The sequence below is a fragment of the Okeania sp. SIO2F4 genome (assembly GCF_010672385.1).
GTDB lineage: Bacteria > Cyanobacteriota > Cyanobacteriia > Cyanobacteriales > Microcoleaceae > Trichodesmium.
The window spans coordinates 1-12,673 of record NZ_JAAHGT010000183.1 but is presented as its reverse complement, the minus strand read 5'-3'; the positions used below and the strand labels follow the sequence as shown (position 1 = coordinate 12,673).

The 12,673-nt window shown below is 35.9% G+C and carries 14 protein-coding genes; 8 read left to right on the top strand and 6 right to left on the bottom strand.

Annotated features, from left to right (window positions below; all coding sequences use genetic code 11):
* Positions 1-150: 150 nt before the first annotated feature.
* The 4 genes from F6K22_RS42040 to F6K22_RS13980 all read left to right on the top strand — a co-directional run bounded on the left by F6K22_RS42040 (position 151) and on the right by F6K22_RS13980 (position 3,198).
* Complete coding sequence (locus F6K22_RS42040) at positions 151-261, top strand: hypothetical protein (RefSeq protein WP_363273532.1); 111 nt, start codon at positions 151-153, stop codon at positions 259-261.
* Between the two features lie 113 nt (positions 262-374).
* The gene (locus F6K22_RS13990) at positions 375-770 is read left to right on the top strand and encodes a zinc ribbon domain-containing protein (RefSeq protein ID WP_363273530.1); all 396 of its coding nucleotides are present in this window, start codon (positions 375-377) and stop codon (positions 768-770) included.
* Positions 771-840: 70 nt separating this feature from the next.
* Positions 841-2,595, top strand: coding sequence for an ABC transporter ATP-binding protein (locus F6K22_RS13985; RefSeq protein ID WP_293098552.1), 1,755 nt, complete (start codon positions 841-843; stop codon positions 2,593-2,595).
* Between the two features lie 444 nt (positions 2,596-3,039).
* The gene (locus F6K22_RS13980; protein ID WP_363273528.1) at positions 3,040-3,198 is read left to right on the top strand and encodes a hypothetical protein; all 159 of its coding nucleotides are present in this window, start codon (positions 3,040-3,042) and stop codon (positions 3,196-3,198) included.
* A gap of 321 nt (positions 3,199-3,519) precedes the next feature.
* On the opposite strand, the gene F6K22_RS13975 is transcribed toward F6K22_RS13980, so the two are convergent.
* From F6K22_RS13975 to F6K22_RS13965, 3 genes are all read right to left on the bottom strand, one after another.
* Positions 3,520-3,897 carry an SH3 domain-containing protein gene (locus tag F6K22_RS13975; RefSeq protein ID WP_293098547.1) on the bottom strand — a complete coding sequence of 126 codons (378 nt, stop codon included), beginning with the start codon at positions 3,895-3,897 and terminating at the stop codon, positions 3,520-3,522.
* Positions 3,898-4,011: 114 nt separating this feature from the next.
* Positions 4,012-4,401: a hypothetical protein gene (locus F6K22_RS13970; protein ID WP_293098544.1), complete on the bottom strand. Its 390-nt coding sequence runs from the start codon at positions 4,399-4,401 to the stop codon at positions 4,012-4,014.
* A gap of 597 nt (positions 4,402-4,998) precedes the next feature.
* Positions 4,999-5,133, bottom strand: a complete 135-nt coding sequence (locus F6K22_RS13965) for a hypothetical protein (RefSeq protein ID WP_293098541.1) — start codon at positions 5,131-5,133, stop codon at positions 4,999-5,001.
* Between the two features lie 456 nt (positions 5,134-5,589).
* On the opposite strand from F6K22_RS13965, the gene leuB reads away from it, so the two are divergent.
* A complete protein-coding gene (gene leuB, locus F6K22_RS13960) occupies positions 5,590-6,672 on the top strand; it encodes a 3-isopropylmalate dehydrogenase (RefSeq protein WP_293098538.1) in 1,083 nt (360 codons plus the stop codon).
* Positions 6,673-6,775: 103 nt separating this feature from the next.
* Here the strand turns inward: leuB and F6K22_RS13955 are convergent, their stop codons facing one another.
* Positions 6,776-6,901 (bottom strand): hypothetical protein, encoded by a 126-nt coding sequence (locus F6K22_RS13955; RefSeq protein ID WP_293098536.1) that lies wholly within the window; start codon positions 6,899-6,901, stop codon positions 6,776-6,778.
* 283 nt (positions 6,902-7,184) lie between these two features.
* Here F6K22_RS13955 and F6K22_RS13950 point away from each other — a divergent pair, with 283 nt between their 5' ends.
* The 3 genes from F6K22_RS13950 (at position 7,185) to F6K22_RS13940 (ending at position 9,619) form a co-directional block, all read left to right on the top strand.
* Complete coding sequence (locus F6K22_RS13950) at positions 7,185-7,307, top strand: hypothetical protein (RefSeq protein WP_293098533.1); 123 nt, start codon at positions 7,185-7,187, stop codon at positions 7,305-7,307.
* 554 nt (positions 7,308-7,861) lie between these two features.
* Positions 7,862-8,602: a calcium-binding protein gene (locus F6K22_RS13945; protein ID WP_293098531.1), complete on the top strand. Its 741-nt coding sequence runs from the start codon at positions 7,862-7,864 to the stop codon at positions 8,600-8,602.
* A 141-nt stretch (positions 8,603-8,743) separates the two neighbouring features.
* The gene (locus F6K22_RS13940) at positions 8,744-9,619 is read left to right on the top strand and encodes a fructosamine kinase family protein (RefSeq protein WP_293098529.1); all 876 of its coding nucleotides are present in this window, start codon (positions 8,744-8,746) and stop codon (positions 9,617-9,619) included.
* 334 nt (positions 9,620-9,953) lie between these two features.
* Here F6K22_RS13940 and F6K22_RS13935 read toward each other — a convergent pair whose 3' ends face one another.
* The gene (locus F6K22_RS13935) at positions 9,954-10,991 is read right to left on the bottom strand and encodes a methyltransferase (RefSeq protein WP_293098526.1); all 1,038 of its coding nucleotides are present in this window, start codon (positions 10,989-10,991) and stop codon (positions 9,954-9,956) included.
* Positions 10,992-11,575: 584 nt separating this feature from the next.
* Positions 11,576-12,277, bottom strand: coding sequence for a hypothetical protein (locus tag F6K22_RS13930; protein ID WP_293098523.1), 702 nt, complete (start codon positions 12,275-12,277; stop codon positions 11,576-11,578).
* Positions 12,278-12,673 lie beyond the last annotated feature (396 nt).

The window sequence follows — 12,673 nt, the reverse complement described above, 5'->3', positions numbered from 1 at the left end:
GTAATGGTAAAAAGGTTGATGCTCCTAAGCCACTTAAGAAACGAATTAAGAAGTAGCCTGTTGCCTCCTCCGGAGGAGCTGCGCTAACGAAAGTTAAGTAAGTCATTATTTCAGAAAACTAGAGGCTCTAAACGATATGAAAAAGGGAGGCTGGGAATTGCTAAATTTAATGGCCAATTGAAAGATACAAGGACTGACTTTCTGCACAAATTATCTACTGAAATAATTCGTGAAAACCAAACAATTGTTTTAAAGGTATGACAATGTCTCTGGAATGGTAAAAAAAGCGGTGCGACCCCGCGACGACGACAGCTCGCTTGCGGTCGGAACCCGGCGAGGTTTCCCGCTCTTTCAGAGCCGCTCCGAAGTGCGCCATGGGAATTGCCGACCAAGAGAGGGAACGCGCACCAAGAGACCACAAATTATCCAGAGCTATATCAGATTTAGGATGGAGGCAATTTAGGACGCTGTTAGAAGGAAAAGCCGAAAAATATGGTCGTGAATTGAGAGTAATCAGCAAATGGGAACCAACATCTCAAGTTTGCTCTAGGTGTAGATTCAAAGGTGGAAAATTAGACTTATCAATTCGAGAGTGGGAATGTCTAAACTGTGTGGCCAAACACGACCGAGATGAAAATGCAGCAGTAAACATATTAGTCGCGGGTAGGCAGTCCGAGACAAAAAACGGACGTGGAGGCAAGCGTAAGACTAGCGTCAAGTTAGCAGCAGTTAATGAAACGTCAACCCTCCAAGGAGTTTCGGCTCGGTAGGAATCCCCGTGCCTTTAGGTTGGGGAGGATGTCAAAATCATAGCATCATCTAAAATAGAAAATTACTACTATGGCTCAATCTTCTCAACTACGACTCCAAAAATTAGCCTCCTACTTACGTCCTCATTGGCGAAAGTCTTCATTAGGAATTTTTTCCCTACTTATAGTTAATACTTTAGGAATCTATATTCCGAAATTAATTAGTCAAGCTATAGATGATTTGGAAGTAGCAACCAAATTTAATGAATTCTTATACTATGTACTGACAATTGTAATTTTTGCCTCCATTATGTGGGTAATTAGAATAGTCTCCCGCATTCTCATCTTTGGAGTAGGGCGACAGGTAGAATTTGACCTTAAACAAAAGATTTTTAATCGACTTTTAAAATTAGAACCATCCTACTTTAGTAATAATACAATTGGAGATTTAATTAACCGCGCCACAAGTGACGTTGATAATATTCGTAGACTATTAGGTTTTGCAGTATTAAGTATTAGCAATACAATTTTTGCTTATGGTTTAACTATACCAGTTATGCTTTCTATTAATGTACGGTTAACTATCTTAGCAATTTCTGTTTATCCTATCATGCTAATACTTGTAAAAATATTTAGTAATAAACTGCAAAGTCAACAATTAGCTGTGCAAGAAGAACTTTCTAATATGAGCGATCTGATTCAAGAGGATATGAATGGTATTTCTCTAATCAAAATATATGCTCAAGAAGAAAATGAAAGGCAAGCTTTTGGTGAATATAATCAACGACTTTTAGATGTAAATTTAGATTTAGCAAGAACTCGTAATATTCTTTTTCCTATCCTTGTTAGTTTAGCAAGTTTAAGCTTGTTAATATTACTTGTTAATGGGTCAAGTTACCTGGAAACTGGCGAATTAACAGTTGGTAATTTTGTAGCTTTAATTCTTTATGTTGAGCGTTTAGTTTTTCCCACCGCATTATTAGGTTTTACAATTACTGCTTATCAAAGAGGAGAAGTAAGTATTGACCGTGTAGAAGCTATTCTCACAGTTGAACCAAAAATTAAAGACCATGAATCACCTCTAACTTTTCCACAAGTAGTAAAAGGTTGGATAAAAAGCCAAGGATTAACATACGCTTATCCAGGTAGTAAAACACCTGCTTTAGACAACATTAATTTTCTGATTCAACCAGGAGAAACTATTGCTATTGTCGGACCTATTGGTGCTGGGAAATCAACTTTAGCAAATATATTACCCCGACTTTTAAATATTGATATTGACCAACTATTTATAGATGGTTATGATGTGACTCAACTAAAATTAGAAGATTTACGCAGGGCGATCGCTTACGTTCCCCAAGAAAGTTTTCTATTCAGTACAACTATTAAAAATAACATTCGTTATGGAGACCCATTAAAAGAACAAACAGAAATAGAATTTGCTGCTAAACAAGCACAAATTCACACAGAAATTCTCAACTTTCCCCAACAATATGAAACGATAGTCGGAGAGAGAGGAATTACTTTATCAGGAGGACAAAGACAAAGAACGGCATTAGCAAGAGCTTTATTAGTTGATGCGCCAATATTAATTTTAGATGATGCACTTTCCAGTGTAGATAATCAGACAGCAACTAATATTTTGCAAAATTTATCAACAGGAACTCAAAAGAAAACTGTAATTTTTATTTCTCATCAAATGTCTGCTGCTGCTACTGCAGATAGAATTTTTGTGATGGATAAAGGGAAAATTGTGCAAGCAGGAAATCATGCACAGTTAGTAGGGCAATCAGGTTTATATCAGTTACTTTGGCAGGAACAAAAACTTAAACAGTTATTAGAATAGGAGGTATTTCAGTTATCAGTTATTAATTATTAGTTGTCAAAAAACTTATGTAGGTCATTTCAGTTATCAGTTGTAAAAGTTGACTCAAAAATTCAAAAGCCAAAACACTAAAATTGAAAGTCATAATGAATCTAAACATAAATAAATTGAAAAATGGCAAAATCAAAAAAAGGAAAGCAGATTCAAGACACAGTTTTTCAAAAAATATAAAAGACTTTAGAGAATATTAGAGGGCTATCAGAAAGGTATCAGAATAATGAGGAATCTTATTACATCATAAAAGACGCAGAATAAAGTAAATCAATAAAATTTATTGAAAAATTATGAGTTTGCTTGCTCTTTTATCTACCTAATAATACCAATTATCAAAAAGAATTCTATACTTGTCAGAATGTGGTGATATACAAGATAATTGACTTATAAAAATACTTGTCGCCAGACTTAATGATAAAATTTGCTAATAGTTTGCTTTCTGATGATAAAGGAGAAAAAGAGATTTTATATAAAAATATGGGAGTGGGAGAATATTGGATTGTTGATGTACGAAATTTGGAATTTATAGAATTTACTATAGCAGATGGAGGTAGTAAAAAAATTCGGTAATCTCAAGTTTTACCAGGATTAAAAATTTTTCTACTTACAGCACTTTTGAGGATTTTGAGGATAGTGAGATAAAGTTTAAGTTTAATACTAATCTGTCTTCCCTATTTCATCCATACCTAAACTCGTAAAACTTTGTACCTCATCAACTCCAAAACTTCTGTAATTAAACATTGCAACTTAGGCGACACGTGAATCAACTTTTAGTAGTGAAGTTGGTTAATGTCACAATTTCAGCAATAAATAAAAATAATTCAGCTTAAAAACAAATTTTATTTCTCTAGCTGAGTCTAATATTGATTAACGTATTTACAACCAAAAAAATTATTTACAATTTGTCAGATATTCCGTCCAAACATATCCTACAACAGGGTCAACAATCTTCACCCAAAACAAACCTTCAATATCACTTGCTGTTTCTAATTTTACTGTTTCTCCATCATCAACCGTATCAACAAGAGCGCCATTTGGTACTTCTCGCACATTTAAAACTAGACGTTCGTTTGTTTCAGGAGCTGGCATTGATACCTTACAACTACCAGCAGCAGCTAATAAAAATTTATCAGTTTGGTGAGGTAAAACTTGGTTTAATATTTGTGATTTATCTGCTGCGTGGGATGTACGAATAGACAAAATTTTCATACCTAAGATAGACAGAAAAATTAGAGGGACAATACTTAAATATTTGGGCATAATATTCATTTTCAGTCATAGAAGTATACTTAGAGTTGCTGCATAAATAATAACATAAGCAAAACCTCAAGTCTGAAGAAATTTCACTCATATCTCATCCATTTATTTTGTCTAATTGCTATTTTATGGAAATATTACTCTGCCTCTAAAACCATTGTTGCTTCTTAAAATAAATACTGAACCTTGTTTCTCAACTTTCATACTAGCTCTTCCTCCATTGCTAATTTCTACGCTATAAGTTCCATCAGTAGGAAATTTATTCATAGAAAACTGAGTCCTAGTAGAACCATCCCAGTCAATATCAAACTCAACACCAGAATTAGTTGTTGTTAATTTAACCTGACAACGTCCTGAAGCCCTAATTCTACCATCAAAATCAACTAAAACACAAGCAGCACGCTTTTCTTCAGTTTTAGCCTGAGTTATGTGATTAAAACCAAGCCAACTAACTAATATCATAGACAGAGCCATAGTTGTGATTAATTTATTCAGAAAAAATAATGATTTATTCATTGTTAATCGATTTAATTTAACTAGATAATTTACATTATACTCTTCACATCAAATATCGTGATTATGATGTATAATTCCTATCTATCAATCAAACAACCGAAGCTGTTTAAAAGACTAAGAGTGGGTTGTCACTTCATTGGAATCAACTACTTTTTTAAGAGTATATTTACGTTTACTCTTATACCATTTATCAAAAACTTTTCTAAATTTTATTGAGCCGGAGGGACGTTGCATGCAACGTCCGTACATAGAAGTAAAAAGATGAATAATTAACACGTTCCTGGTTCATAATTATTAAAAAAGTTATTCGGTTTGTATTAATCACTTAATAATTGAAGTGTCACGCGGTGTGCAACTTTCTACTAAAATACAACTGCTTATTGCCATAAGACTGAAAAGGTTATTTTCATAACTACTTAAATTCCGTAAGTTTAGAAAAGTTGCACATGGGGTAGTGTCACCTAAGTATAGCATTAATGTATAGTAATTGGTATTAAACAAGTCCACTCTCTGACATTTAATTATTTTTTGCCACCTTTAAATCCACAACAACTGCAATGTATGAGATATAGGTTCCCATCGATTAATTACTTTAAACTATTGGCCATACTTGTTACATTTAGCCTCAGTTAAAGTCTTAAATTGTCTCCAACCTAAGTCACTAATTGCTTTAGCTAACTTTCGGTTACGTTGGCGCAGTATTCCGTAGGAAACCATGCCAGAAACATTCAATTTATGTTGCTACTATGAGTAGGATGATATTTATTTTTAGGGAATAACAGATTTAATAGTTGGTGGAACATCCTTGTACAAGACTAGACAAATAATGTTGAAATTTAGTCCCTATAAATTGAAGCCAAACTATATAAATATTAATCAGTGAAATTGTAATAAGAGTGTTTTTCCACCTTTGTGAAAAAGACTTGTTTTTACGCGGTGTACAACTTTCTACTAAAATACAACGGCTTATTGCCATAAGACTGAAAAGGTTATTTTCATAACTACTTAAATTCCGTAAGTTTAGAAAAGTTGCACATGGGGTTGTTTTTCTTCTTTTATGTTCCCTGTTCTCAGATCCGGTGTTTCCTAAAAGCTAAAATTTTGTATCTCATCTTTGATGAAAATTGCTATATAGTTAATATTTAGCTCAATAACAAACTAACTCATATAAAATCAAAAATATAGAATATGATGAACTACCGCATTACTCTACTTCCCGGTGACGGCATTGGCCCTGAAATTATGGCAGTGGCGGTAGATGTCTTGAAAGTAGTTGGCGGCCAATTTAACTTCCAGTGTGAATTTCAAGAAGCTCCTATTGGTGGAGTGGCCATTGATGCTACTGGGGAACCTCTACCTAGCCAAACTCTACAAATGTGTCGTAATAGCGATGCGGTACTATTAGCAGCGATAGGTGGTTATAAGTGGGATAATTTACCGCGCCATCAACGGCCAGAAACCGGACTATTAGGATTAAGGGCCGGATTAGGATTATTTGCCAATTTACGGCCTGCCAAAATTTTGCCCCAATTAATAGATGCTTCGACTCTCAAACGAGAAATAGTTGAAGGAGTGGACATTATGGTGGTACGAGAATTAACTGGTGGGGTCTACTTTGGCACACCCAAAGGCGTTTTTGAGACGGAGACTGGAGAAAAACGGGGTGTCAATACAATGGCCTATACTGAGTCAGAGGTTGACCGTATTGCCAGGGTGGGGTTTGAGACTGCCCAGAAACGAGGGGGTAATTTGTGTTCGGTGGATAAGGCGAATGTTTTGGAAGTTTCTCAGTTGTGGCGCGATCGCGTTACCCAACTTGCCCCAGAATATCCAGATGTGGAGTTATCTCATTTATATGTAGATAATGCTGCTATGCAGCTTGTTCGTTGGCCGAAACAATTTGATACTATTGTTACAGGAAATTTATTTGGGGATATTCTCTCTGATGCTGCTGCTATGTTGACAGGGAGTATTGGGATGTTACCTTCTGCAAGTTTAGGTGCTTCTGGACCGGGAGTGTTTGAACCTGTTCATGGTTCCGCGCCAGATATTGCGGGTCAGGATAAGGCTAATCCTCTGGCACAAGTTTTGAGTGTGGCAATGATGTTACGTTATGCTCTGGAGCAACCTGTGGCAGCAGACAAAATTGAAAAAGGAGTTTTGGAAGTATTGGAGCAGGGTTATCGTACTGGGGATATTATGTCGGAAGGAATGAAACAGGTTGGATGTAAAGAGATGGCAGAGGTTTTGTTGAAAGTTTTGAGTGTGTAGAGTTACTTCTGCTAAGTTATCTAACTTTTCTGCGATAGTTGCTAATTCAGTATTAATTGATGCTTTTCTAAATTCTTGCTCCTTAATTTGTTCAATATTTGTTTTAGCTTGTAGATAATTTAATTGAGCGATCGCTAACTTTGCCTGATATTACTTCTTGGATAGAGAGTTCAAGGAGTTTTTTTTCTTCTCTAGTGGCGTTTCGCTGCGCCACATGTTTGCGCAGCATTCCGTTTGCGTAGCATTCCGCAGGAAAGAAAAATGCCGAGCGTTGCGTCAGCAGTATCGCCTGTTCTCAACTCTAACACTTAAAACTTCTCCAGTTTGAACAGTTTGCCCCGACTTTATCTTCAGGTCATTGAGGTTGCTCATAGTGATGTTAATTTTCAAGCTTCTGGGAATATCACTGCTTTTTTTCTCTACAGGTTTATTCTCTGCTTTAGTCAAAAGTTATTGCTATTCTAACTTCACAGGGTGGACATCTAAATTTTTGTGGGTTAAAATTACCGGTGGTGGTGCATAGTAATGGTAAAGGAAGCATCGGGAGTGTAGGGAGATGGGGAGATTCGGAGATGGGGAGATGGGGAGATTCGGAGATGGGGGGATTCGGAGATGGGGAGTCTCGGAGAAATTAAAAAATATATATCCTCACCATTACCATGCAGGACTACCAAATTACCATCCCCAGCATTAATATCGGTCTATTTTTAGAGCAGTGGTCAAGTTTTATGAAGATTTTAGATGAAGACACACCTTTGTGTCTCTAGAAAATTACTATAAGTTGTACTGATGAGTCCAACGTATTTCCGTTTTTATCAGGTTTTTACATATTTAAAACTTCACAAAAATCAACATTATTTTATAAATCAATTTGTAACCATTGACAACCTAAATACTAATTTCAATACTAATTTTGTGAATATTTCTAGAAAATTCTGTTCCTAATCACCACATTTTTGTAGCATTGTTTTATTTAATTAGTATTAGTTAGTATGATTATGGAATTTTTTATTGCTTTATCTATAATTTAGAATTATTTGAAAAACTAATAGATTTATATAAATTATCTATATAAAGATTAGCTTAAAGATGCTGATTTCCTATTGCTTGATTTTTAAGATTATCACTATGATAGTAGTCGAAACTACAATTATAAAGTACCCATGGTTTTTGCAAGGAAATAATTAATATGGCAATTATCAACGGCGACAAAGGTAACAATTTTCTCTTAGGCACTCGTTTTGGCGACGAAATCAATGGCTTTGAGGGTAGAGATATACTAATTGGTAGGGGTGGTCGAGATACCATAGACGGTGGAAGTGATGATGATTTCCTTCTAGGTGGTAGGGATGATGATAGCCTTAATGGTGGTACTGGTGATGATTTTGTATTTGGTCTTGGCGGTAATGACACCCTAAATGGTGACGCAGGTAATGATAATTTAGATGGGGGTACAGGCGAAGATTCCATCATCGGTGGTTTTGGTAAAGATACACTTAACGGTGGTCACGGTGATGACATTCTTATAGGTGTAAATGCTTTAGAGGAACAACCAGGTCAACTGGAAAGAGATACACTGACTGGTGGTGCTGGTCAAGATACATTTGTTCTTGGAGACGTCTCTAATATTTATTACGATGATAGTCAGGTGCGATTCATAATTGCCCCACCTCCCACTGAACCACCTCCAAGCTACGGTTTAATTACTGACTTTGAAGTAGGTCAAGATATAATTCAACTCAAGGGAGCCATAGAGTATAGCCTAGATACAGTAAATTTACCCAATGGCGTTTCTGGTTTAGGAATTTTCTTTGATGCTGATGGCTTTATGGGTAATGGTTCTGAGCAACTAATTGGGATAATTCAAAGTCAACAATCTTTAGATAACTTGCAAATTAATGTAGGTCGTGCAATTACAACAATTACGTAACTTCATGATCTCGGTATCGCAATACAAAACTGTCTATTTTTAAGATTCTATACTGCTTATTAATAGGTTGGCGATCGCTTGCCCTAAAACCTTCAATTTATGCCATGATTAAATGTTGGTTGAAATGATTATTTAATATATATGTGGAAAAAAATTGCCGAACATATCACCCAAGTAACAGAGGAAAAATTTGAAGTAACTAACCATAGTTCCGTCGGTGGAGGTTGCATCAACAGTGGTTATAAAATAACGAATGGCACTCGCAACTATTTTGTCAAAATTAATCAAGCTTCTCTGGTGGAAATGTTTCGAGCAGAAGCGTTGGGATTAAAGCAAATGTGGGAAACTCAGACTATTCGAGTTCCTAAACCTTTATGCTATGGAACAGAGGGAAATAATTGTTATATAGTATTGGAATGGCTAGACTTAGGCGGTCGCGGTAAGGATAAATCTTGGGAAGAGATGGGGCGTAACTTAGCTGCTTTACATCGCTACCAAGGAAAAAGCGAATTTGGTTGGGATATTAATAATACTATCGGTTCTACACCGCAGATAAATACTTGGGTAGCAGACTGGGCAGAATTTTGGGTACAACATCGCATTGGTTATCAGCTTAAGTTAGCAAAACGTCGGGGTGGCAGTTTTAGTCAGGGCGATCGCCTACTGAAAATTATTCCAGAATTATTAGCAGGTCATCAACCGCAACCTTCTCTAGTTCACGGAGACTTATGGGGGGGAAATGCTTCAGTTACTGCGGATGGAGAACCCGCGATTTTTGACCCGGCTACTTATTGGGGCGATCGGGAAGTTGATATTGCCATGACAGAATTATTTGGTGGTTTTCCCAATGCTTTTTATCGTGGTTACAATGAAACTTTGCCTTTAGATGATGGCTACAAGCAGCGGAAAATTCTTTATAATCTGTATCATATTTTGAATCATTTTAATTTATTTGGTGGTGGTTATGCTTCTCAAGCAGAAAGAATGATTCAGCAACTCTTATCAGTTATCAGTTAACAGTTATCAGTTATCAGTATTTTCTGGTAATAATCAAAACCTTGTAGGGGCGATTTCCTACGGAATGCTCCGCAAACGCGAATCGCCCCTACTGTGGTCTACTGTGCAGGAAAACTGCTGTAGATCAAATCTGGTTGAATACTTATGTAGTAGTCAGCATTACTAGCGCAGACATTCTCAGGTCTCTCAAATTTAGTCCGTGCTGCAAATATAGGGGCGAATTGCCATTCGCCTTTACTTCCCCCCTTGGGGTTGACTTCTGACTTCAGCTATACCATTTCTCAAAAATTTATAGAGACTTTGATAAGCTGATAGCTGAGTGCTGAGTGCTACTTCAACAGGGACTAAACTCCATAACTGTCAGACTGGTACCAGTATGAACCACTTGTTCGAGTTGGAAACCGCTAGCTGCAAACAAATCTTTATATTCCTCTTCTGTGCGCCAATACCCCCCTGGGTTGGTAATCATCATTTGCACTGCTGCCAAACCAGGTATTGTGCCATCGGGATATTCTACAGGCGCTCCCAAAGAAGGAACTAAAGTTTGTAAAAGTATTACTCTACCATCTTTAGGGAGAGCTTCTCGACAGTTAGTCAGTACCTTAATTGAATCTTCCCGACTAAATACTGATAAAAAATACTTCATTGTAATCGCATCAGCACCTTTTGGTAAAGATTCTAAAGCACTACCACCTACAATTTTTACTGAGTCAAGAACTCCATATTTAGAGATATTATTAGGAGCAGTTTCTACCTCATGGGGTAAGTCAAATAAAATTCCTTTACAGCCAAACCTTTTAACAATATTAGCAATTAATGTTCCTTGATTTCCTCCTACATCCATCACTGTTTCAAAACGACTAAAATCATAAACTTCAAATAATGGATCGACAGCTTCAGCAGTTAGGAAACTCATAGCATTATTGAACAGATATTTACTGTGTGGATTTTCTGTCATAAAAGAACTGTAAAAATCCTTTCCTTTAGCTAATTCAAAAGGTACTTCTCCAGTCTTTAAACTACTTTCTAATTCTCGCCAACCATCCCACATATCAGGTTCTGTAATGTGCATTAAAAAATGACCTATGGATGGGGAATCATCTGTAATTAAAAGTTCTGATAATTCTGTAGCAGCAAAAACACGTCCTGGCTTTTCTACAAATATGCCTAAATGAGCTAAAGCACGCAGCACAACATAAAGTTTTTCTGCTTTTGTTCCTGTTTTTTCTGCTATTATTTCAACAGTTTGTGGTCCATAATGTAGTAAATTTGGGATACCTAAATTTGTAGCAGTATAAACGCATTGACTTTGCCAGTAACCGTAGATAATTCGGTAAATTTTCTTCTTAGATTCTGATGCTGTTCCTAACATAGTTCATCTCCAATTTTTTTACTGTTACTGTAAGTATTCAGCTATTAGCGGTCAGCTCTTAGCTCTCAGCTTTTTAATAAATGAAGCAAGTATTCGTTGAATTTCTACTATATTTTCAACCAGAGAATTGAAGTTGTCAACCTATACAATTGTACAATTGCGTGGCGATAAATGTAGATATGTCTCAGAAGCTGATAGCTGTTAACATAGTTCCTCCGTTTGCGGAGCATTCCACAGGAAAAGAGACTAGCTGAACGCTGAATGCTTACTTATTACTATACTATAAAAGCGTAATTATTAACTAACAAAACTGGTCAATATTCCTAAAATTTTTGGTAATTTTTCCACATAATATTTCTTTCATTAATGGATAATGGATAATTGATAATTGATAATTACAAGAAGGTTAAAACCGCTCGGGAATTGAGTATAAGGAAACATTATTTCTTCTCTCAAGGGGAGATTGGATATGGCGAGGAAACCTCGCCATCCCATCCTAGGTCATGCTCCGCTTTCCGACCGCTTTTCCCCTTGAAAGGGGAGGCAGATTCATTAATTGATAATTGATAATGGATAATTGATAATTACAAGAAGGTTAAAACCGCGCTTGATTGAAGATTGGGAAATATCATTTCTTCTCTTGGTCGATTGGATATGGCGAGGAAACCTCGCCATCCTATCCTAACGGACTGCTCCGCAAACGACCGCTTTTTTCCCCTTAAAAGGGGAGGCTTTAAACCACAATTATTCGGTAAATCTAATACCACAGTTTCACCTTCTAACTCTAAAAATTGCGAAACGGTTCCAGTAGTAATAGCTCCATAAATTTTGGAAATATTGTTACTTTGACGTTGGTTGAAAATTTGAGCTGCTACCATTTCTGCTATACATTGAGCTAAACCAGATTTAAGATTATCGTTTTTAGCTTCTACTAAAGTAATAACTGGTGATTCGATGAAAAGTTGTTGCATTGAATTGCTAATAATAAAATCACAAAAACCATTTAATCCTAGTTCTGTGTCAACATTAAAGTCGATGCCAGAAAATAAACTTATTTGTTGGTTGAAATGTTTTATAACTGCTACTAAGATTGGTGCAACTATTAATTCAGAGCGAGCTTTTTCAGAACCAATTGCTACTGCTAAAGGTAAATATTCTTCCAAATCTTCAATCAGAAATTGACTAGGGGAAACTTCTGGTAAGTTGTGAAATTTTCCTTTGTTAGTTGTCAGAATTATATTAAATTTTTGTTTGAGTTCTTCTAAGGTGAATTTACTGTAAGGCATAGATTTATTCTATTGCAAAATACTCAAACTTTCTGCTAATATTTTTGTTTGTAGTTGGGCTTTAGCCCATAAAATACCTATCTTATAACATTTTTCCATAAAGTTGCCCTTAATAAGATATAACAGCTCTCTGAAAAATTCAGGTCTAGGTAATAATTATTAAGCCTATTGTTAGAGAGAAATGGTGTTAGGGCTAAAGGCCAACTACGAGACTATAATCTAACATTATACTATTACTTAAAATGCTCACTCAAACGTTCTGCTAATACTTTTGTTTGTAGTTGGGCTTTAGCCCATAAAATACCTATCTTATAACATTTTTCCATAAAGTTGCCCTTAATAAGATATAACAGCTCTCTGAAAAATTCAGGTCTAGGTAATAATTATTAAGCCTAT